The organism is Oceanobacillus sp. FSL K6-0127 (assembly GCF_037983385.1).
GTDB classification, from domain to species: Bacteria; Bacillota; Bacilli; order Bacillales; family Amphibacillaceae; genus Oceanobacillus; species Oceanobacillus profundus.
In genome coordinates this window covers 57,635-80,649 of the sequence record NZ_CP150287.1, presented here as the reverse complement: position 1 = coordinate 80,649, position 23,015 = coordinate 57,635, and the positions used below count along the sequence as shown (strand labels likewise).

Sequence of the window (23,015 nt, the reverse complement as noted above, 5' to 3'; positions counted from 1 at the left end):
TGGTACGAAACGTGTGCTTAAATCGTTTTCGAGCTGAGATGTTGCGCATTGGAACCTTTAAATCGATATGTTCCGCTGCGGGGAGCTACGCCTGTAGTTCGCAGTCCTTTTATTCTCCTTTTGCACACGCGCCTATGGAGCAATAACAAGAGGTGCCTTCAACAAAAACCATTTGCTACGAAAGGAGAGATAGAGTAATATGTACTATAGTAGTAGCAATGAAGCGAAATGAGGGTATACAATGAGTAAAACATCCATTTATGGACTAACATATAAGCAACTTACGGAATGGCTTGTTGAGCGTGGCGAGAAACGTTTCCGCGCTGATCAAGTTTGGAATTGGTTGTATAAAAAGCGCGTTTCAAACTTCAGTGAGATGCGAAATGTAAACAAAGACACCATTGAATTGCTGGAAGAGAACTTTGTCCTGCATACACTTGGTGAGGAAATCAGACAAGAATCGAAGGACGGTACCATCAAATTTTTGTTTAAACTAGCTGATGGTAATTTAATCGAAACGGTTCTCATGCGTTTCCCATATGGTTTATCTGTTTGTGTAACGACGCAAGTAGGCTGTAATATCGGTTGTACATTCTGTGCAAGTGGACTGCTTCCAAAAAGTCGTGACTTAACGAGTGGAGAAATCGTGGAACAAATTATGAACGTGCAAAAGCATTTGGACACGAAAGGTGAAGGGGATCGTGTGAGTCATATCGTTGTAATGGGAATCGGTGAGCCACTCGATAACTATAAGAACTTGATGGACTTCCTGTATGTTGTTAATGATGATGCTGGTCTGAACATTGGAGCAAGACATATTACGGTATCAACTAGTGGGCTTGCTCACAAAATGTATGAGTTTGCAGATACAGACATCCAAGTAAACCTTGCCTTATCTTTACATGCACCAAACAACGAGCTTCGTTCCCGAATAATGAAAATCAATAAGGCATTCCCGATTGAAAAGCTTATGAAGGCTGTTGACTATTATTTAGAAAAGAAAAATCGAAGAATCACGTACGAATATATCATGCTTAAAGACATCAATGACCATAAAGAAGAAGCAATTCAGCTTGCTAATCTAATTAAAGACCATCGACACCTAGCATATGTAAATCTGATACCGTACAATACGGTTGACGAGCATAGTGAATACCAGCGAAGTGAGTCTAGTTCAATCCAGCAATTTTTTGAAACACTGAAAGCAAGAGGGATCCATTGTGGTGTCCGTTGGGAAAATGGTGCCGACATTGATGCAGCTTGTGGACAATTAAGAAGTAAACAAATAAAAAAATCAAAAGCAATGTAAATAATATAAATAAACAGCGCCAGTTTAGCTTGGCGCTGTTTATATTTTATAACCTTTCATAGCTTCAGTAGTTCGTTCAGCAGAAACTCCTTTATCCTCCATCACCGTGACTTGGTTTCTTCCTAGTCTTTTGGATTCGAGCAGCAGATCATCAGCATGAATGTATGCTTGCTTTATATTTAGCTTGTCATTTGTTTTGAAATAATACATACCAAATGAAGCTGTATAATAGATTGTTGTATCCTCACCTTTGTATTCAGCATGTACTGGATTTGTCTCCACTTCATGATTTATCTGCTTTAAAAGTGCAACACAAGAAGGAAAATCTCGATTTTTCAGGATAATCGTAAATTCCTCACCACCGCTTCGGAACAAATAATCTGCTTCATCAAGATTGTTTTTTAATGTTTTTGCGAAGTGTTGGATAACAGAATCTCCGACAGCGTGATTAAAGGTATCATTAATATTTTTAAACGTATCAATATCTGAGACAATAAGTGCAATATTTTCATCTGTTTTGTTCAATTCATTCATAATCTTATTCATGTAGCTACGGTTATGTGTTTTTGTCAAGAAGTCAGTATAAGCCATCTGTTCAAAGCGATCTCGCTCAATTTTATGCTGTATGCTTTGATTTTTAATTGCAGCCGATCGGCTAACAAGATAGTTGAGGACAAACAAAGCAATGACTGCTTCCCAATGTTGCTCTGCAAGGAAAATAAACAATAATCCATTGGATAAAGCCATTTTTAGCGTATCAAAAATACTTCTTCCTTTGATAAAATTAATCGCATTCTGTCTTGTTCCTATATTCCCTGTTAACTTAAATACAGACAGCAATAAAAGGGAGGATAAAAAATCCGTGAATGCTACAATTGCAATAAATAACCCCCAAAAGCCGAATGGTATTCCCCCAACAAATGGATAAAGTTCGTAGAATAAGTAATACCCAATCGTGTGAAGGAGGGCGGGTCCTCCGATGTTATAGAAGGTATGTAAGAATTCATCTTCATCCGCTGTCCCTGTTCGCTTTCGGTAAAAATAAATATAAAAGCGATTCATAATTTCAAATAGAAACAATCCTAAAGGTCCGGTTATTAAAACAAAGGAGAAACTGTAAGAAATACTGTAATCAACATTGACATTTCCTGTTCGAATAACGGTTTTTAAATGGGAATATAGAGTGGTGAAAAGTAGATATACGAGAAATATTTTGGTATATCGTGATAAATCTATGTTGATTGGACCAGATATAATAGAAACAGCTAACGAAATCATAAATATAGTAATGATATAACCTTTAAGTCTGTTCATTAGTAGTACTACCCTCCAACGAAAGAAACATAGATGTTTACAACTGATAAAATAGTAATAGGTATATAATCCTACTAAAACTATCATACCATAAGCTAGCAAAATATTGTGAAAAAACTTAGGTTTTTTAGTTATTTTTTCCAATAGTTGTAATGTTAATTATTCACTTCAGAATCAAACAATACATTAAAGGGAAATTTACATTGTAAAAACAAGTTTAGGGGGAGGGAAGGGGTCTAAATTTAAATTCCAAAATATCATAGTAATACCTAAATATGTAAAATCACCCCTTGATTACAAAAGTGTAAACATGTATACTTTAAAAGTAAACTTGTTTACAATTAAGTATACATGTTTGCAAACACGTTTACACGTTGATGTATTAACGAATGCAAAATGTAAACAAGTATACAAAAAAGTATGCATAAATAGTCTTGTTGTTTATAGTATGAAAAAAGAGTATTCTATAACTGTATGGAAATAAGAGAGGGGTTTTACAAAAATGGTGAAATCAAGAATTGCAGCAGTGGATGTTGGAAACGATGCACTGAAAGGGAACTTTGGTAAATTAGAAAATGAATTATACATTCCGAATGTGATTGCACCTGATCTAGAAGATCGTCCTGTAATTGGGATTGAAGAATTAGATGAGAAAGAGGTATTGGATAATATCCATATCCGTGTACACTCCCCTGCTTTAGATGAAAATAATATTGTATATCGTGTAGGGAACCTTGCAACGAAAACGAACAATTCTCAAGAGCTCGATCCAGGCAGCAGCAAATCGGAAGAAGATCAAACGTTGATCATGCTTTTTGCTGCATTGGCATTAGATGCAGTGTCTACAAATGACTTTAAAGAAAAAAATGATGTAATTGATGCTACGTATACATTAGGGACAGGCCTTCCATTAAGAGAAGTAAAAGAGGGGAAAGATGTCGGCTACCGTTCCCAATTATTAGGCTCTGTACACCAAGTAGAATTTCTAGTTACACCGAAGCACCAAGGCAAAAAAGTAAACATTAAATTTGAGGAAGTAAAAGTCTATCCAGAAGGATTTGCGGCATATGTCAATTTAATTATGGACAATGACTTAAAAGTTATTAACAAGGAACTAATTGATAAGCAAATTTTAATTCAGGATATTGGTGGCTTATCAACAGATATTGCTGTCATCCGAAATCGAAATGTGGATGATGATAAGGCACAAGGATTTAATCTCGGTGTATCTGAATCACTAGAAGCAATTCGTGAAGAAATCAGATCACGGCATGGGGTGGAATTGGACAGCCGTCGCGATGTGGTTGATATTATAACTCGAAAGAATGATCGCCACCACATCATGGTTAGAGGTAGCAGAACGAATGTCCATGATATTACCGATCACATCCTGCTTGATTTGGCGAAAAAAGAATATCGCTTCTTAAGAAATGTCTGGGCGAAAAATTCACAATCTGAAATTTGCTATTTTGTAGGTGGCGGTTCTGCCGTATTGAAAGATTACATTAAAGCATTAAATAATAAACTAGATGGCTATAATATCGAATTCTTTGAGGATGAGAATGAAAGCATCTGGATGATGGCAAATGCGTATTATAAGTTAATCACCGATTTTAGTCGTAAAGCAGAAAAAGATACAAAGGAAGAAAAAACGACCGAAAAGGCAAAATAAATAGGGTGAGATCATGTCGAAAAATAGTATAGAGCGTGGACAATCGATCACATTTCGAGTTCCCTCTGATACACCTGATTATCTATTAAAACAATTACAGCATTTGAAAGAAAAAGAGCGCAGAAACTTTTCCAGTACGATTGCGGGTTTTGTGCTTGAGGGGGTAGGTGAAACCTTTAAAAGGGAAAGGGAAACAATCACGATTCCCCTGCCGAAGCAACTAACAAAAGAGCAGAGAAGTTGGCTCAAGCACGAGCATTCAGAGGCGCTCATCGGCAGTTTGCTTCATCAATTATTAAGTGATCCACTCCGTGCAACGACATTGTTAGCTGGACTGAATCATAATGCTGCGAACTTAGATGAAGCATCATTCGTTCAAGAGGCCCCTACTGAAAAGCCAAAGCGAAGCATTGAAGCGGAAATCGATTTGGATGACCTGAATCTCGACGGTCTGGATATACATGAAGAAGTAATTCCGGAAGAGAAAGAGGATGAAGACCCATTAGGTGATTTCTTTGCGAGTATGAACAAATAATGGAAAAAAACAGTAATTATGATATCGGATAGGATGAAAATCTTATTCGATATTTTTTTATACCTGAAAACTTTTTGTTTATAGAAAAGGTATATATAGTAAAGACAGATTGAAGAAGGGGGTTACGCTGTTGGGGGATCAGGAAGCAAGACTCATCAAGAAAATAAAAAAGGGAAATCAACAAGCCTTTAAGAAGCTCTATGACATCTATGCTGATTATTCATTGCGAACAGCCTACGCCATAACAAATAATGCGAGTGACGCGTCAGACATCGTCCAGGAAACGTTTATCAAGGTATTCCGAAACATTGATTCCTATGATAGTAAAAAGCCATTTAAGCCATGGTTTTATCAAATTTTAGTCAATGAATCAAGAAGATATATGAAAAAGAAATCGCAGGAAGCAATCAGTATTGATTCGGAACAATTATTAGACCATTTGAATCAAGATAAAACGGAACTAGAGGATGATAAACAGCTGGAAATTGCGATGGAGCAGCTGGATGAGCACCATCGAACGATTTTAGTTTTAAAGTATATCAATGGCTTCTCAGAGAAGGAATTAGCCGACATGCTGCAATTAAACATTAACACCGTTAAGTCTAGACTGTACAAAGCTAGACAAAAATTAAAGGCAGTTATAGGGGGTGCCCAAGATGAGTAGAGACAACTTAAACAAAAAAATTAAATTATTATTACAACAACAGACAAATGACGCCACCCATTTAAAAGAGGAAACATGGAATAAAATCAGTGACGAGTTATTTCAGAACTCATCCGCATCCGGCCGCAGGGCAAGAAGCAACCCTGAAAAGAAATGGAGAGGATTAGTTATTGTGGGCTTGAGTACAGCAGCAGTAATAATGCTACTGTTATTCGGAGCACTGACAGATCATGGGCAAGCAATGTTCCAAAACTTAAAGGAACTGTTTGTTGAGGAAAAGCAGGAAGAAATTGAACTTGAAGGGCAAAAAGAAAAGACAAATGTCCAGCTTGAAACCAATGAGGAATTACGCTATATCATTTACGTTGATGAAGAGCGTTATAAGATGGTTGAGGGAGAAGAAAGTGATCGTATTGAATTGATAGAACCATTAGAAGATAGATATCCAGATGTTTATATGGAAATAATGCGTTTTGATGGAACGTCAACGGAAGAAGTTGTAGCTTCGATTAAAGCCGAGATTGAAAATGACGAAGAGATGGAATTGCAAAAAGAAGAGCGTGTAACAGAGCCAATCGAAGCAGAAATGGTTCAAGGGGTTGGGCTTGAGTATACAAACGATGCAGGCAAAACAGGACATCAATGGGATACGCCAATCCACCGGTATTATGTTACAGATGAAGATGAAGGGCAAGTGTTTGTGATTAAGCAAGTATACTTCCTAGAAGCAGCGGAAGGGCATGGAGCAAGATTTCATTACATGCTGGAAAGCTTTAAAGTAGTTGAATAATTGGTGGGAGGTGGTGGATTTGTAGGTGTATTGCTAAATGAGAAGGTTCCATATTCTGAAGAGCTTTTAGTAGGTTGTCAACAAGCAAATCAATTAATTAATCACCGTGGCCCGGATGAAGCTGGTTTTTATCGTGTTGATCATATTGCACTTGTGTTTTCACAGGTTAAGCATTATTGATCTAGAGAGAGGCCAGCAGCCCTTTCTTTTTGGAGATGACAGGTACCGGATGGTGTTTAATGGGGAAATCTATAATTATGTGCAGTTGAGGGAGGAGTTGGTTGAAATATTCATACTGACTCTGATACTGGAGTTGTCGCTCATTTGTTTATGGAAGAGGGTACAGAATTTTTCAACCTGTTAAAGGTTATTATCATATAAAAAGCAATGAAGAGGCTAGGGAAAGGTACTAATTGGCAGTCCTAATGTAATCAAAGAGCTTGCTATATACTTAATGATATTCAATAGACCACTGCGGAATTTAATTTAAGTATTAATTATTGGGAAGATTAGAAAGGGTTATAAGGGAAAATAAAGATAAACACTTGATACAACTGGCTCAATTTTCATGTGCTCTAAACAGAAAATAGTCCTGTAGTATAAAAGAAATAAGAACAAAGGGTCAAACTGCAAGTTATTTATATATTTGATAAGAAAATCATACTTAGTGGAAGTATTTGGTAATAAAAGGTTATAAAGCACTGGTAATTAAGTTTTGTAGATCTACCACTAAAAGCTGATAAGAAAGGCTTTTAAGAAGTTTTAAAAAGTTATCGCAAATTAGTTAATAGTGTGCTATAATCACGTTTAAATATTTAGAAAATAATAAAGGCAAATGGGGGGAACGAACGTGAAAAAGGTAATGATGCTACTTGCAATTATTGGGTTGGTTATATTAGCAGCTTGTGGATCTGACGATACATCTGGTTCAGATGACACGGCTTCTGAAGGTGGAGATACATATACAATTGGTGCGACACAAATCGTCGAGCATCCATCGCTTGATGCAGCGTATGAAGGGTTTCAGGAAGCTTTGAAAGATGCTGGGCTTGAGGTAGAGTATGATTTTCAAAGTGCGCAAAGTGACCAAAATAATGTCAAACCGATTTCAGATGGTTTTGTAGCAGATGGAGTTGATTTGATCTTCGCTAATTCAACACCTAGTGCACTTGGAGCTCTACAAGCAACAAGTGATATTCCAATTCTCTTTACATCAGTTACGGATGCGGTTGATGCTGGACTCGTGCCATCTATGGATGAAGCAGGTGAAAATATTACAGGCGTTGTTGACTTGCATCCTGATCAAATTGATGCAACGGTTGAATTTATTAGCACCTATTTCGACGGCGCAAAGATAGGGATGCTTTACAATGCTGGTGAGCAAAATTCAGTTAAACAGGTTGAAACCGTTAAAGAAGCGGCTGAAGGTACAGGACTTGAAATTATTGAGCGAACAGTTGCGAACTCTTCTGAAGTACAGCAAGCAGCAAATACGCTTGTAGGAGAAGCGGACATTTTTTATATTATTACGGATAACACAGTCGTTTCAGCTTTAGAGAGTGTTATAGGAGTGGCGAACGACCAAGATATTCCGCTGATTGTAGGCGAGCCTGATTCTTTAGCAAAAGGTGGGTTTGCTACATTTGGAATTGATTACCATACAATCGGATATCGTACAGGAGAAATGGCTGCGGAAATTTTGACTGGGGAGAAGTCACCGAGTGATATTCCGGCGGAGTATCCTCCTGAAATTCAATTGTTTATTAATAAGCAAGGCGCTGAAGAGCAAGGTGTCGAGTGGAATAGTGACTGGGATGATACCGCGCAATTCATAGAATAATTCTAATCAAAAGGTAACCTTTTTTGGAGCCAGATTATTGTCTGGCTCCCTTCATCATTGAAAGCCCCATATTTAAAATTTTGTACAGGGGATGAACAGGCACAAAAGTAGCGGGAGGAAAAGAATTATGTTTATATCCATGTTTGGAGCTGTTGAATCAGGTGTTATTTATGCCATTATGGCATTAGGTGTTTATTTAACCTTCCGTGTATTGGATTTCCCAGATTTAACAGTAGATGGCAGCTTTGTAACGGGTGCATCGGTAGCAGCGCTCTCAATTGTAAATGGAGTTCCTCCTATTCTGGCAACCTTATTCGCGTTGCTTGCTGGTTTTCTAGCAGGATGTATTACAGGCTTACTGCATACAAAAGGAAAGGTAAATGCGTTGCTTTCCGGAATTCTCATGATGACGGCTTTATATTCTATCAATCTACGTATTTTAGGTCAACCTACTTTATCCATGCTTCATGAAACAACCATCTTCAAGCAGCTTGGCTCGTTCTGGTCTGTGACAGGAATCGATAATGCGTTGAATAGCCTCCTTGTTGTCTTTGGGTTAGATCGACTTCCTTCTACATGGGCAATCTTAATCGTAATGGCAGTTGTGACGGTTATTATTAAGCTGGTTACAGACTTCTACTTAAAAACAGAAGTAGGGTTAGCGCTACGTGCCATTGGAGACAATAAGCGAATGATTCGCAGCTTATCAGCAAATACAGACAATCTGACTATTGTTGGTGTTGGGTTGTCGAATGGTCTTGTTGCATTATCGGGTGCTCTGATAGGGCAGCTTGGTGGCTTTGCAGATGTGAATATGGGAATTGGAATGATTGTTATAGGGCTTGCATCTGTTATTATCGGGGAAGCACTATTTGGCACAAAAACAATTGCGCGTGCGACACTCGCTGTGATTGGTGGCGCAATTATTTACCGGATTATTGTAACGCTGGCACTACGCGTTGATTTCCTCGAAACAGGGGATATGAAGTTCATTACGGCCGCGATCGTTATTATTGCATTAGTAGCACCAAAAGTTCTCCAGGTGCAGAGAGAAAAGAAACGGCGCATTCAAAAACGCAAGCAGCTAGGAGGAGATTCGCATGCTTAATGTCACGAATATATCTGTTACCTTTAATGAAGGAACATTAGATGAAAAGAAAGCATTGAATGGCATTGAACTCGAAATGGCTGCTGGAGACTTTGTAACGGTTATCGGCAGTAATGGAGCAGGGAAATCGACATTAATGAATGTCGTCTCAGGTAATATCCTTCCAGATGTAGGAGATGTCATTATTGGTGGGAAACAAGTTGTCCATCTGCCAGAATATAAGCGGTCTGCCTTTATTGGCCGGGTTTTCCAGGATCCAATGGCAGGCACTGCACCATCCATGACAATAGAGGAAAACCTTGCAATGGCCTATTCACGCGATAAGAAAAGAAGATTGAAGTTTGGTGTAACGAAGAAACGGAAGGATATGTTCCGTGATTATTTGAAAACATTAAATTTAGGCTTGGAGGATCGCCTATCTGCTAAGGTTGGTTTACTGTCAGGTGGGGAGAGGCAGGCGCTTTCTTTATTGATGGCGACTTTTACAAATCCAAATATCCTGCTTCTTGATGAGCACACAGCAGCACTCGATCCATCTCGAGCAGAACTAATCACCTCACTTACCGAAAAAGTAGTAAGGGAGTCGGGATTAACGACCTTAATGGTTACCCATAACATGCAGCAGGCATTAGATCTTGGGAATAGGCTTATTATGATGGATAAAGGGCAAATCATATTTGAAGCAAATGGTGAAGATAAAGAAAGGTTGACTGTTAAAGATCTATTACAGGAATTCCAGCGGATCCGCGGTGAACAATTTGAAGATGACCGTGCTGTTTTAGGCTGAATAATGTTTAAAGCATTGATGAATACACACGAACAATTCCAATGGGAGTACGTCGTGTGTATTTTTATTTCTGTGACAGGATATGGTTTCAAAAAATTTGAATTATCGTTACCAAGATTTACACATCAGTTGATTAGGTCGCTATTGGTGATATGAAGCCCGAAAAGAAGAGAATCCCTGCTTTAGGGTCACTCATTAAAGGTGTGAAAGCCCGAAAAGAGTGGGATCCTCGCTTTAAGGTCACTCATTAAAGGTATGAGAGCCCGAAAAGAGTGGGATCCTCGCTTTAAGGTCACTCATTAAAGGTATGAGAGCCCGAAAAAAGTAGGATCCTCGCTTTAGGGTTACTCATTATCAGCATGACAGCTCGAAAGAAGAGGGATTCTCGCCATTCGGTCACCAATACCCATCGATATAGTGACCGCCGACTGAGACTCTTATTAATTGGATAACCGGGCTGAAACCAGAAAAATAATTCCTGTCATCCTCATTACCCTAAAGTTTACTAAATCTAAATAAACTAAAAAAGCATGCAACTTTCAAAAAGAGTGCTGCATGCTTTTTTAGTTTAAATTACGCCCTGTGCGACCATTGCATCGGCCACACGTTTAAATCCTGCAATATTTGATCCGATTTCTAGGTTGCCTTCTGCTTCAAACTCTATAGAAGCTGCTAAACAACTTTCATACGTACCTTTCATAATTTGTTGCAGCTTTTCATCCACTTCTTCAAATGTCCATGACATACGCATGCTATTCTGTGCCATTTCTAAAGCGGATACTGCTACACCACCAGCATTGGCCGCTTTAGCGGGACCGAATAAAACGTCATTCTCTAAAAACATATCAATTGCTTCAGGTGTACAAGGCATGTTTGCCCCTTCAGCAACTGCTTTTACTCCATGGGAGATTAGTTTTTTTGCAGACTCTGAATCAAGCTCATTTTGTGTCGCGCATGGTAGAGCAACATCGCAAGGGATCCCCCATATTCCATTACAACCAGAAAAATAAGCTGCAGATGGGTGCTTAATAAGATAGGTCTCAATTCTGGCCTTCTTCACTTCTTTAATTTCTTTTATCGTATCTAAATCAATTCCATTTTCATCGTAAATAAATCCATCCGAATCACTGCAAGCGACAACCTTTGCCCCGAGAGAAATTGCTTTTTCCATTGCATAAATTGCAACATTACCAGATCCGGATACAACGGTTGTACTACCAAGAATACTCAAGCCCTTGCTTTTTAGCATTTCCTCAACAAAATAGATTGCACCGTATCCAGTTGCTTCTTTACGGGCTAGGCTTCCACCATAGCCTAAACCTTTTCCGGTCAGGACACCTGCTTCAAAATTACCACGGATTTTCTTGTATTGACCAAACATATAGCCAATTTCGGTTGCTCCTACACCGATATCTCCAGCAGGAATATCGGTGTCTGGACCAATATGTCTAGCAAGCTCGCTCATGTAACTTTGGCAAAAACGCATGATTTCATTATCTGATTTTCCTTTTGGATCAAAGTCAGCACCACCTTTACCGCCGCCGATTGGCTGTCCAGTTAGTGCATTTTTAATGATTTGCTCAAGTCCTAAGAATTTAACAATACTTACATTTACAGATGGATGAAAACGTAAGCCGCCTTTATAAGGTCCGAGCGCACTATTGAATTGGACGCGGAATCCACGGTTTACATTTACCTTTCCGTTGTCATCAATCCAAGGTACACGGAATGTAATAACACGTTCTGGTTCAACCAGTTGCTCGAGAATTCCTTTTTCCATATAATGTGGATATTTTTCAAGAATAGGGGAAAGGGATTTGAAGATTAAAGCTACAGCCTGATGAAACTCCGTCTCATTTGGGTTGCGCGAAACAACAGTTTCATATACCTCATCTAAATAATGTTGTACCTGTTCATCAATGTTATTTTTTTTGTTTAGTATATAAGAATTTGTCATATGGCATCATGCCCTCCTTCATTTCTTTCCTTCGCACGCCAACAAAAAATACAATATACTATATATTTTACAAAAATTAATTAATCGAAACAATATAAAAAATAGATATAATCAATGCCAGTGTGAGATAATAACGGGGGAGGCGGTAAATTTGGAGCTAAAACAAATTAAGTATTTTATCGAAGTCGCAAAAAGGGAACATGTTACGGAAGCCGCAGATGCATTACATATTGCGCAGTCTGCTGTTAGTCGCCAGCTGTTCAAACTCGAGGAAGAACTCGGAGTCAATTTGTTTATTCGAGAAGGTCGAAATGTACGGCTAACACCAATAGGAAAAATATTTATGGAGCATATGGAAAAGGCAGTCCATGTGATTGATGAAGCAGAACAGGTTATTAAAGAATATACGGATCCAGAAAGAGGGACAGTCCATATCGGTTTTCCAAGCAGCTTAGCTAGCAATATGCTACCAACATCCATTTCCGCTTTTCGAGACCAGCATCCGAATGTGAAATTTAAATTGAAGCAGGGTACTTATTATGAATTGGTTGAAGCGGTTAAGAAAAGTGAAATCAATATGGCGCTATTAGGTCCAATTCCACAAAATGAGCCGAAATTAAAGGGGACCATTTTGTTTTCTGAAAACATGGTTGCCTTATTGCCAGTGCGCCATCCGCTTGCAAACGAACCTGGCATAAAGCTAAATCAATTACGTAAAGATTCCTTTGTTTTGTTTCGTGAAGGATTTATACTAAGAAATGTTGTTGTTGAAGCTTGTAACCAGCTTGGCTTCCAGCCTCGAGTGTCCTTTGAAGGAGAGGATATCGAAGCAATAAAAGGGCTTGTATCTGCTGGGCTGGGTGTAACGCTTATTCCAGAAATTACATTAATCGACCATTTACCACATGGAACGGTAAAAGTCCCAATTATAAATCCGAATGTTTCTCGTACGGTTGGAGTCATGATTTCAGCAGAACGTTCGTTGCTTCCTACTGAAAAACGATTCTATGAGTTTTTAAAGAGTTTCTATATGCGATTGGAGAAATTTCAAATTTAAACGTAGAATTAAGTTGCTTAAATTTTTGTTATATGCTATCGTTGAATACAAGATATGGATAGTGAAAACGATGTTTAATACTATATATTGTATAATGGGTAAGGTAATCGTGATCTTGTAAAAGGAGTCTATTACAATCTGAGGCTATCGGAAGAGTGGTTGATTTTTTATCAACTAATATAGCATAACGATAGAAGGATAGTTTGTAAAGGAAATAAGATCAGAAAATCTGCCCTCATTTTTTGGGTGGATTCGTTTTTTTAGTGTATTCATCATTGCTCATCCAGTAAGAGAGCGAGATATAATTGATATTTACATAGTTTTATATATAGGGAGGCAGTTAACATGGTAACAGAAACGAAACAAGTTCCTAGCACAATCGAAGAAATTGTTCAGGTAGCAACAAAGGGGATCTCTGTCGAAATTGATCAATTTATGGAGAAAGCATTACGCACAATAAAGCCAGAAATGGAAATTGAGAAAATTTCAGACCGATTAATTAAAATTGCATTAGAAAATATAGACGAGGCAAATCCAGAATGGACTTATGTTGCAGCACGCATCTATTTACAGGAACTTTACCGTAAAGCTGGAGAAAATCGTAAGTATGACAGAGAAGCACGCTATGGATCTCTTTACGAATTAATTCAGGTGTTAACAGACGAAGGAGCATATGCGCCGAATATTATTTCGAAATATACGAAAGCTGAAATCGATCATTTCGGCAATATGATTGATCCCAATAGAGATTTCCTGTTTAACTATCTTGGCATATATACGGTCGCTACACGTTACTTGGCTACCGATCATGATAAAAACATTTACGAGCTGCCGCAGGAACGCTGGATGGTTATCGCAATGTATTTGATGCAGGACGAAGATCCGTCTCACAGAACGAAGCTTGTAGAAGAAGCGTACTGGGCATTAAGTAATCTTTATATGACTGTAGCGACTCCAACTTTAACGAATGCTGGAAAAACGCATGGCCAATTATCAAGCTGCTTTATTGATACGGTTGATGATAGCCTGCAGTCAATTTATGACAGTAACACAGATATTGCGAAGCTTTCTAAAAACGGCGGCGGAATTGGTGTTTATATGGGAAAAATCCGTGCAAGAGGAAGCTCTATTAAAGGATTTAAAGGAATGTCCAGTGGTGTTGTGCCATGGATTAAGCAGCTGAATAATACGGCGGTAAGTGTTGACCAGCTCGGAACAAGAAAAGGTGCGATTGCTATTTATCTGGATGTCTGGCATCAAGATATTGAGTCTTTCCTTGACTTGAAACTGAATAATGGGGATGACCGCATGCGTGCCCATGACATTTTCACGGGAGTTTGCTTGCCGGATTATTTCATGGAGCAGGTTGAACAGCGCGGTGAGTGGCATCTATTCGATCCACATGAAGTACGCCAAGTGATGGGCTATTCTTTAGAAGATTTTTATGATGAAGAAAAAGGGAATGGAACATGGAGAGAAAAATATCTAGAGTGTGTGGCAAATGAAAGCTTATCACGTAAAACAGTAAATGCTATTGATATTATGAAACGTGTGATGGTATCCCAGCTTGAGACGGGTACACCATTTATGTTTTACCGTGATGAAGTAAATCGTCAAAATGCCAATAACCATCAAGGAATGATTTACTGCTCTAACTTATGTACAGAAATTACGCAAAACCAGTCACCAACACAGTTTGTGGAAGAATACCTGGAAAAAGAAAACACGATCGTAAAGAAATACCAGCCTGGTGATTATGTTGTTTGTAACTTAAGCTCGATTAACTTAGGGAAAGCTGTACCGGATAATGTTTTAGAGCGTTTGATTAAAATCCAAGTTCGGATGCTGGATAACGTTATTGATATTAATACATTACCAATTATGCAAGCGGAAATTACCAATAAAAAGTATCGTGCAATTGGGTTAGGTACATTTGGATGGCATCATCTATTGGCAAAAGAAGATATTGCATGGGAATCTGATCAGGCTGTAAGCTATGCAGATGAATTGTATGAGAAAATTGCCTACTTAACAATTAAAAATAGTATGGAGCTTAGTAAGGAAAAAGGAAGTTACCCAGCCTTTGAAGGAAGTACGTGGAGCACTGGGGCTTACTTTAAACAGAAAGGCTATGTGACAGACGAATGGACAGCATTACAGGAAGAAGTTGGGGAGCACGGCATGCGTAATGGTTATTTAATGGCAGTAGCACCTAACTCGACTACGGCAATGATTGCAGGCTCTACAGCAAGTATCGATCCAATTTTCAATGTGTTCTACAGCGAAGAGAAGAAAGACTTTAAGATTCCTGTCACTGCACCGGAACTCGATCATAACACGTACAATATTTATCGCAGGTCTGCATATATCGTTGATCAGCGCTGGTCTGTTAAACAAAATGCAGTTAGACAGAAGCATATTGATCAAAGTATTTCATTTAACTTCTATGTGCCAAATACCATCCGTGCATCGATTTTATTAGATCTTCATTTACAAGCATGGCGTGAAGGACTTAAAACAACTTATTATGTTCGTTCAACGTCGAATGATGTCGAAGAATGTGAGTGGTGTCAAAGTTGAGGGCTATCATCGCATATTTATCGTACAGTGGAAACACAGAAGAAGTAGCGGAATTGATGGAAAGCAAATTAAAGCGAGAAGGTATTTCTGTGGACATGCATCGAATCGGAATCGATGCACCATTTGACCCGGAAAGCTATGACTTTGTTTTCCTTGGAACGTTTACTTGGGAAATGGGGAGTACACCAGACGAAGTGAAAGACCTTATACTTGAGATCGGCTATAAACCAAATAATATTGCAGTTTTTGGAACAGGTGATACCCAATTTGGTGGGGATGACTTATTCTGTAAAGCTGTGGATAAGTTAGTGAGATTTTATGATAGTAAATGGACGGCTCTGAAAATTGAGCAGTCCCCTAGGGGAAGTCAAGAAGAAAAAGTGGAATTATGGTTGGAAGGAGTGTTGCATCATGCCAAGAGCTATGCTTGAAAAGGCTAAAACATTGGAACCATTGCATCCAAATAAATCGACCGGATTATTCGGTGGAAAATCAAGTGGGATTTTAAACTGGAACGATATTGCTTATCCACATTGGTACAAAATGTACAAGCGACTTGTGGGTAATTACTGGCAAGCGGACGAAGTGAATATGTCCAGTGATGTGAAGCAATTCCCAACATTAACAGAGGAAGAGCGCGACGCCTATTTAAAAATAATCGGATTGTTATCCACATTGGATGCACCACAAACAAGAACAGCACTCTTAATTTCGTTGTATGCAACAGACCCTTCTGTGCAATCTATCATGGCTGTGATTGCACAGCAGGAAGCAGTGCATAATGAGAGCTATTCGTACGTGTTATCATCTGTTGTCTCATTAGATGAACAAAACAAAGCATTCCAGCTTGGACGAGTGGATGAAGTTCTGCTTAAACGAAATGAAAACTTAACGAAGCAGTACAATGAATTTGTGGAAGAACCAACTGTGGAAAACATCTTAAAAACTTTAGTCTACACATCCTTATTAGAAGGCATGTTCTTCTATTCTGGTTTTGCATTCTTTTACAATCTGGCACGTCAAAATAAAATGGTGGGTACATCAACGATGATTAGCTACATTAATCGTGATGAACTGGAGCATGGCCGTTTTATTGGTGAACTATTCCGTGCGACATTGGCAGAGAATCCTGAATACAATACGGCAGAATTTACGGACTGGGTTTATGATCATTTCCGTGAATCGGTTGATTTAGAAATCGAATGGTCAAACTATGTATTGGCAGAAGTAGAAGGTATTGATTTAGAGGAAATGGCAGGATATATTAAATATCGTGCAAACAAAATGCTGCGTTTGATGGGATTAAGTGAAATATATCCACAACATGTTGATAACCCAATGAAGTGGATCCGTGCATATGTGGATAACTTTGATGGGACGAAAACAGATTTCTTTGAACAGAAATCAAGACAATATACGAAGACAAGTGATCTGAATGGATTTGATGATCTATAAGGAAGAAGGCGCTATCATAGGCTTTCTGAGTAAACAAAAATCCCCTTTTATAAACTAAAGGGGATTTTTGCTGTCTATAACTCGTCCAATAAAATTATTTCTCCACTAAAACTATCCACACCATATCCACAGTCTACTTTACCACATAAAATGTAGCGGTTTTGTGTCTTATCAAAAACGTAGACAGGCGTGATATCAATATGCTTAGCAAGCTTTTCAAATGCCTCTTCTTCAGAAAACTTAGGCTCGTCTGCATGCTCGAAATGTTTAAACATATCCACAAGTGCTTGATTATCCACATAGTTGAGCGCTTTGTAATCTGCACCATTCATTAAAAGCTTGATTTTCCGGTCAATGACACGTGCATCTGGCTTGGTTGGTCGTAACTCTGCGATGATATACGCTTTCTCACGCCATAATGCAGCAAGCTTCCAATCACCGCTGGCCTGTGGATATTCGCGTTGCATAAAGTTTTGTACCGTTTTGATTACTTGTTTTTGCTCGTCATCATTCAGCGGTATATCCACTAGCGCATCTTTACTAGCGAATGCCTCTTCTACTGTAACTTCTTGTGAAAGATCAATATCTTTTCTTGCTAAGGGCTCTTCGATTGTTTTCTCCCATTGTAAGACAAGATCATGCTGTGTATAGGATTCAGAACTTTCCACTTGTTCATAGGAAATCGTTTTATTCCCATCATTTGTTACGAATACGGTTGTTATTCCATATACTGCCTTCCACTTTTCTTCGTCTTCTAATGGAATCTCTAACAGCTTTGTCTGTGCTTTGGCAATAGGCTCAATTTTTTCCGGTGTTAATGCAAACGGCTCCCAATTTAATTGATCCTCATTTGGGAAATGACCGTCAATTGAGAATAACGTTAGCTTATGCACATCATTAAATCTTACTTGAATCGATCCAGATGGAAATACTGAAATATTATCCACAGCTGCTTGGAAAAATAGTTCTTTATCTTCCTCCTGCACTAATTTAAACTGTCTGCCAAACTCCAATCCAGTTTCTTGCTCGATCCATTCAATTGCAAGTTCTGTATTACCAGCTTTCGGTAAATCAGTTTCTAGCTTGTTCTCACCCTCAACGAAAATCAGCCGGCGTATTAATTTCGAGTGAATATCGATATCGATGCTAATCGTTCCAGCTGGATTTAAGTCATCATCTGAAATAATGGCGTCATTTGGAAACCATTCCATATTTAAAACAAAAGATTCGCCATTTTGGTCGATCTTCTCGCGGTAGATCGCATGTCTTTTTAAATGAAAAGCTTCAAGCTTAAATTTATCTGCTGTGAAATCAACAATTTCTTGAATTCGTACGTCCACATGTAAAACCTCACTTTTTGTGTTTGCCTATAGTATAACATTCCGGGAGTTATTATATCATGCAAGCTTTGTTTGTTGTGCATTTTGATTAAATAATCTGATATGAAAATAGCGAGAGGCGTTATAAATCAGTAACAATAAAAAATGGTACGTGTATAGATTGATTTTATTTTTTTATCATTTCACTTGAAAACTGGAAAATCTTACCGATATAAATTATTGAGAGTAATCGGAATTATATTGTCCGATCTATGTTATCCATTATGTGAAGAGGAGAAATGGTTAATGAAGCAAACAAATGTAAATGAGAATCTACATCCTTTATTGCAGGCAATTATTAGTACAGCCCCATACTTTCAGCAACTGATTAATGATGATATCACAATAGGTGTTTATGACACTGAAAAACTGATTGTTAATTTCCCCGCTACTACATTTGCGTTGAATGTATCGCCTGGAGATCCATTGTTGGAAGGGGATATTATAACGAAGGCCATTCGAGAAAACAAAAATCAAGCAATGATTGTACCGGCACATATCTTGGGGGTAAACCTTGTTTCAATGGCAGTTCCGCTTCGTGATGAAAATGGGCAAGTTGTTGGAGGAGTCGGTGTTGGTCAAAACACTGAAAAAGCCAATAAACTGTCTGAGGTTGCAAATGGTCTCTCTACAGTCGTCGAAGATGTAACAAGCACGATTACAGAAATGGCAGTATCCATATCCCAGCTTTCTGAAAATATGGGAGTTATTTCAGAAAAATCTAATAAGGTAAATGACAGTATCAAACTTATTGAAGACGTATCAAATGTAGTAAAAGGAATTGCAGATCAAAGCAATCTGCTTGGGTTAAATGCAGCTATAGAATCTGCTAGAGCAGGGGAACACGGTAGAGGTTTCTCTGTAGTTGCCGACGAAATTAGAAAAATGGCAGCAGGATCCAAAAATCAGGTAGAAGAGATTCACACCATCACTACAAAAATTGAACAGATCATTTCCAGTCTGGATGAGGACATTCAGAAGACAAATCTTGAATCTGATTCACAATCAGCCGCAATCGAAGAACTCACGGCAACGATGGAAGAAATCAACAGAAATGTCTCTGACTTGGCTCAATTGGCCAAAGAGAATTTACAGCTAAAATATTGATAGGAGTTGAATAGAATGATTGATTTAAAATCACTGAAAAGTCAATACATAAATGGTGAATGGAGAGAAGGAAGCAGCAATCTCCAGATTGAAAATAAGAATCCTTTTAATGGGGAGATCCTTGCTACATATAAAGCTGGAAGCAACGATGACCTGAATCATGCTTACGCAGCTGCACAGCAAGTTCAGAAAGAGTGGGCAAAAACAAATCCTGTTTCTCAGCGGGATGTTTTTGACAAGGCTGTTGCTTATTTAGAAGCAAATCATGAAGCATTCGTTGATGTAATTATCGATGAAATTGGAGGAACCAGATTAAAAGCTGAATTTGAAATTGGGCTGGTTAAAAACATGCTTAAAGAAGCGTCCACATTCCCGATGAGAATGAATGGTTCGATTTTACCTTCTCCTATTGATGGAAAAGAAAATCGAGTTTACCGTGTGCCAGTTGGTGTTGTTGGCGTAATTAGCCCGTTTAATTTCCCATTCTTTCTATCGATGAAATCCGTTGCTCCAGCACTCGCTACTGGAAACGGTGTAGTATTAAAACCGCATGAGCACACTCCGATTACTGGGGGAACCATGATTGCCAAAATGTTTGAAGAGGCTGGCCTTCCTAAAGGGTTATTGAACGTCGTCACTACAGAAATCTCTGAAATCGGCGATAATTTTGTTGAACATCCGGTGCCACGTGCTATTTCCTTCACGGGTTCTACAGCTACTGGTAAGCATATTGGGGAAGTTGCTGGAAGAAATCTGAAAGAAGTGCATCTGGAACTCGGTGGTAACAGTGCACTTGTTGTTCTGGATGACGCCGACATTGACCTGGCAGTCAGTGCTGCAGTGTTTAGTCGATTCACGCATCAAGGGCAAATTTGTATGTCAGCAAATAGACTTATTGTACATGAATCCTGCTATGATGAATTTGTAGAAAAGTATATTGCTAAAGTTAAAACATTAACTTGTGGGGATCCTAAAGATCCAAGTACAATCATTGGACCATTAATAAATGAACGACAAGTAAAAAATACAGTTGATCTTATCCAAAAAGGGATCGCTGAAGGTGCGACACCGGTTATAAAAGGAAATGTAAATGGAAATATCGTAGAACCGGTTGTATTTACAAATGTTACACCAGATATGGCGATTGCAAATGAAGAGTTCTTTGCTCCGGTAGTTTCGATCCTAAGGGTTTCAAGTGATGAAGAAGTTATCGAGTATGCAAATCAAAGTCCATATGGCTTAAGCGGCGCTATCCATACAGAAGACATTGAACGCGGTGCAGAACTTGCTAAATTGATGGATACAGGAATGATTCACATTAACGATGGCACGATAAATGATGAACCAAACGTAGCTTTTGGTGGTGTGAAAAACTCCGGAGTTGGCCGTCTGAATGGCGAATGGAGCCTCGACGCATTTACAACTTTCAAATGGATTTCCATCCAGCATGAAAAACGCTCATACCCATATAGTTAATCAATTACTAAAAAAATACAAAATAAAGGCTTATAAAATGGCCTTGGAACGGATTGAACCGTTTTCGAATTAGCCTGATCTTCTTGTCAGGCTAATTTTTTTCAATGCAGAAAAATATCGAGTTTGAATGCTTTGGATAGTACCTTGGCTACACGGATAGTCATGTTCAGCTCCCGTGTCCAGCGACTAGCCGTATATTTCTTTCCACTAACAAAAGAAATTAGAAATTCCCCTTTACCTTTCCGTTACGGGAGGGTTTACTATGATGAAGAAGGGAGAGAGCTTCATGCAAATTAAAGAAGTGGCAAAACAGTTGAACACCACCCCTCGGGCAATCCGTTTCTATGAAGAAAAGGGGTTAATTGCACCAAAAAAAGATGCAGAAAATGAGTATCGTTATTTTTCTGATACAGATGTGTCGCGATTAAGTACAATTTTAGCATTGCGAGAGATTGGTCTACCTGTAAAGGGGATAAAAAAAGTACTGGAAGATCCAGACATGACGATCAAGGGATATTTGCATGTTCAGCGTTCGGCACTTGTTGAGCAATGGCTGGAAATTAAAGATATGATCGATACAATTGATAGAATGGTGGAATGTACTGATCGTGATTTCTATGACCTGGCACAGCATTTGAAGAAGTTGAAGCATCTTCGAAAGGGCTGGGAGGATAAATGGGGTTTTGATAGCTGGGCGGAGGACTTTGACAACCATATCAAACAAGAGGGACATGGATTCAATGTGCATCAAGGCTATGATGAGGCACTTGAGAGGATTGCAGGGACAGTTCACCTGGATGAACATGCGGTCTGTGCTGATATTGGGGTTGGCACTGGAAACCTTGGAGCGAAATTTTTGGCAAAAGGAATCAATGTCATTGGGATTGATCAATCGAAAAAAATGCTAGAAATTTGTAATAAAAAGCATCCAGAGATTGAAGTGCGTCATGGACATTTTCTAGCGTTGCCTCTATTGGATAGTCAAGTCGATACTGTGGTTTCAAGCTACGCCCTACACCACTTACCTGATTCAGAAAAGCTGTTAGCTTTATCAGAAATGACACGTGTGCTAAAGCCAAATGGTCAAATTTGCATAGCGGACTTAATGTTTCTGGATGAGACACATCAAGCTGAGGTCATGGATGCGCTTCGTATGGAAGGGAATACTGAGGCAATTGAAGCGATTGAGGATGAATATTATGCAGATCGATCGTTACTAGTGAAATGGTTAGAAGAAAATCAATATAAAGTGGAAACCGTTATGTTTAACGATATTTTAAGTATGATTTATGCAAAAAAAGTTGATAAAGCTGGTTCGTAAGTAATTTCAATGTGATAATGCACCATTAATATGATCCCAATTAAACCCAATTCAATAGGTTATGACTATTATTATTTAGAAAGGGTAAAGAATAAGTAGTTTACTCTTTTAAGGGGGCATATTAATGAATAATCATATTGTTGGAATATACGATACAGAAGAACAAGCAGTGAAAGCTGTTGAACAATTAAAAAGCAAAGGCTACTCAATTGATGAAATATCGATGATGGCCAAAAATACAAAAAAGCTGAAAGAAACAGCTGAAGAAGTCGATCCTTCCACTACGGATGGAGCCGTTGCCGGTGCAGCAGCCGGCGGTGCCATCGGGATAACTGGTTTTTTTATCGGATTAAGCGCACTGGCAATTCCCGGAATCGGCCCAGTCATCGCTGCAGGTCCGATTATAACAACACTCGGAGGTGCGGCTGCTGGTGCCGCCTCTGGAGCAGGTGGATTGAAACATGCTTTAATGGAATTAGGTGTTTCGAATGATGAAGCAGAGCACTATTCGAATGATGTGAAAGACGGGAAAATACTTGTGTTTTTACATCCTAAAGCGTGATTATCGACACTTAAAGGACAATCATAGTGTGAAAAAGAGGTATGTATCAAGTTGATAACATACCTCTTTTTCGTGGATAGAACAAAATAAAAGCTGTTTTAA

At 38.6% G+C, this 23,015-nt stretch carries 21 protein-coding genes; 18 read left to right on the top strand and 3 right to left on the bottom strand.

What is annotated here, in order from left to right; genetic code table 11:
- Positions 1 to 241 precede the first annotated feature (241 nt).
- Positions 242 to 1,309, top strand: coding sequence for a 23S rRNA (adenine(2503)-C(2))-methyltransferase RlmN (gene rlmN / locus MHH64_RS00375; RefSeq protein WP_095314144.1), 1,068 nt, complete (start codon positions 242 to 244; stop codon positions 1,307 to 1,309).
- A 39-nt stretch (positions 1,310 to 1,348) separates the two neighbouring features.
- Here the strand turns inward: rlmN and MHH64_RS00370 are convergent, their stop codons facing one another.
- Positions 1,349 to 2,623 (bottom strand): GGDEF domain-containing protein, encoded by a 1,275-nt coding sequence (locus MHH64_RS00370; RefSeq protein WP_340002463.1) that lies wholly within the window; start codon positions 2,621 to 2,623, stop codon positions 1,349 to 1,351.
- Positions 2,624 to 3,125: 502 nt separating this feature from the next.
- Here MHH64_RS00370 and MHH64_RS00365 point away from each other — a divergent pair.
- The 9 genes from MHH64_RS00365 (at position 3,126) to MHH64_RS00325 (ending at position 10,019) form a co-directional block, all read left to right on the top strand.
- On the top strand, positions 3,126 to 4,295 hold the full coding sequence (locus tag MHH64_RS00365; protein WP_095307643.1) for a ParM/StbA family protein: 1,170 nt from the start codon (positions 3,126 to 3,128) through the stop codon (positions 4,293 to 4,295).
- 13 nt (positions 4,296 to 4,308) lie between these two features.
- The gene (locus MHH64_RS00360) at positions 4,309 to 4,830 is read left to right on the top strand and encodes a hypothetical protein (protein WP_340002462.1); all 522 of its coding nucleotides are present in this window, start codon (positions 4,309 to 4,311) and stop codon (positions 4,828 to 4,830) included.
- A gap of 130 nt (positions 4,831 to 4,960) precedes the next feature.
- Positions 4,961 to 5,494 (top strand): RNA polymerase sigma factor, encoded by a 534-nt coding sequence (locus MHH64_RS00355; protein ID WP_118888452.1) that lies wholly within the window; start codon positions 4,961 to 4,963, stop codon positions 5,492 to 5,494.
- Complete coding sequence (locus MHH64_RS00350; protein ID WP_340002461.1) at positions 5,487 to 6,284, top strand: hypothetical protein; 798 nt, start codon at positions 5,487 to 5,489, stop codon at positions 6,282 to 6,284. Before MHH64_RS00355 ends, MHH64_RS00350 begins: the two co-directional genes overlap by 8 nt.
- Positions 6,285 to 6,464: a hypothetical protein gene (locus tag MHH64_RS00345; RefSeq protein ID WP_340002460.1), complete on the top strand. Its 180-nt coding sequence runs from the start codon at positions 6,285 to 6,287 to the stop codon at positions 6,462 to 6,464.
- Positions 6,400 to 6,648, top strand: a complete 249-nt coding sequence (locus MHH64_RS00340) for a hypothetical protein (RefSeq protein ID WP_340002459.1) — start codon at positions 6,400 to 6,402, stop codon at positions 6,646 to 6,648. Before MHH64_RS00345 ends, MHH64_RS00340 begins: the two co-directional genes overlap by 65 nt.
- Positions 6,649 to 7,134: 486 nt before the next feature.
- Entirely contained in the window at positions 7,135 to 8,124 is a 990-nt protein-coding gene (locus MHH64_RS00335; protein ID WP_095307649.1) for an ABC transporter substrate-binding protein, read from the top strand.
- Positions 8,125 to 8,251: 127 nt separating this feature from the next.
- On the top strand, positions 8,252 to 9,232 hold the full coding sequence (locus MHH64_RS00330; RefSeq protein ID WP_340002458.1) for an ABC transporter permease: 981 nt from the start codon (positions 8,252 to 8,254) through the stop codon (positions 9,230 to 9,232).
- A complete protein-coding gene (locus tag MHH64_RS00325; RefSeq protein WP_340002457.1) occupies positions 9,225 to 10,019 on the top strand; it encodes an ABC transporter ATP-binding protein in 795 nt (264 codons plus the stop codon). The genes MHH64_RS00330 and MHH64_RS00325 overlap by 8 nt, the downstream gene beginning before the upstream one ends.
- A gap of 568 nt (positions 10,020 to 10,587) precedes the next feature.
- Here the strand turns inward: MHH64_RS00325 and gdhA are convergent.
- Positions 10,588 to 11,976, bottom strand: coding sequence for an NADP-specific glutamate dehydrogenase (gdhA, locus tag MHH64_RS00320; RefSeq protein ID WP_095307659.1), 1,389 nt, complete (start codon positions 11,974 to 11,976; stop codon positions 10,588 to 10,590).
- A gap of 151 nt (positions 11,977 to 12,127) precedes the next feature.
- Between gdhA and MHH64_RS00315 the strand changes: the two genes are divergently transcribed.
- From MHH64_RS00315 to MHH64_RS00300, 4 genes are all read left to right on the top strand, one after another.
- Entirely contained in the window at positions 12,128 to 13,033 is a 906-nt protein-coding gene (locus MHH64_RS00315) for a LysR family transcriptional regulator (protein ID WP_340002456.1), read from the top strand.
- A 345-nt stretch (positions 13,034 to 13,378) separates the two neighbouring features.
- The gene (locus MHH64_RS00310) at positions 13,379 to 15,613 is read left to right on the top strand and encodes a ribonucleoside-diphosphate reductase subunit alpha (protein WP_095307662.1); all 2,235 of its coding nucleotides are present in this window, start codon (positions 13,379 to 13,381) and stop codon (positions 15,611 to 15,613) included.
- Complete coding sequence (locus tag MHH64_RS00305; protein WP_262366377.1) at positions 15,610 to 16,044, top strand: flavodoxin; 435 nt, start codon at positions 15,610 to 15,612, stop codon at positions 16,042 to 16,044. The genes MHH64_RS00310 and MHH64_RS00305 overlap by 4 nt, the downstream gene beginning before the upstream one ends.
- Positions 16,025 to 17,068, top strand: a complete 1,044-nt coding sequence (locus tag MHH64_RS00300) for a ribonucleotide-diphosphate reductase subunit beta (RefSeq protein WP_118888457.1) — start codon at positions 16,025 to 16,027, stop codon at positions 17,066 to 17,068. Before MHH64_RS00305 ends, MHH64_RS00300 begins: the two co-directional genes overlap by 20 nt.
- A gap of 74 nt (positions 17,069 to 17,142) precedes the next feature.
- Here MHH64_RS00300 and MHH64_RS00295 read toward each other — a convergent pair whose 3' ends face one another.
- Positions 17,143 to 18,408, bottom strand: a complete 1,266-nt coding sequence (locus MHH64_RS00295) for a hypothetical protein (protein ID WP_340002455.1) — start codon at positions 18,406 to 18,408, stop codon at positions 17,143 to 17,145.
- A 285-nt stretch (positions 18,409 to 18,693) separates the two neighbouring features.
- Here MHH64_RS00295 and MHH64_RS00290 point away from each other — a divergent pair, with 285 nt between their 5' ends.
- From MHH64_RS00290 to MHH64_RS00275, 4 genes are all read left to right on the top strand, one after another.
- Positions 18,694 to 19,554 (top strand): methyl-accepting chemotaxis protein, encoded by an 861-nt coding sequence (locus tag MHH64_RS00290; protein WP_118888459.1) that lies wholly within the window; start codon positions 18,694 to 18,696, stop codon positions 19,552 to 19,554.
- A gap of 15 nt (positions 19,555 to 19,569) precedes the next feature.
- On the top strand, positions 19,570 to 21,030 hold the full coding sequence (locus MHH64_RS00285) for an aldehyde dehydrogenase family protein (protein ID WP_340002454.1): 1,461 nt from the start codon (positions 19,570 to 19,572) through the stop codon (positions 21,028 to 21,030).
- A gap of 262 nt (positions 21,031 to 21,292) precedes the next feature.
- A complete protein-coding gene (locus MHH64_RS00280) occupies positions 21,293 to 22,351 on the top strand; it encodes a MerR family transcriptional regulator (RefSeq protein WP_303448402.1) in 1,059 nt (352 codons plus the stop codon).
- Positions 22,352 to 22,475: 124 nt separating this feature from the next.
- On the top strand, positions 22,476 to 22,913 hold the full coding sequence (locus MHH64_RS00275) for a general stress protein (RefSeq protein ID WP_095307671.1): 438 nt from the start codon (positions 22,476 to 22,478) through the stop codon (positions 22,911 to 22,913).
- Positions 22,914 to 23,015 lie beyond the last annotated feature (102 nt).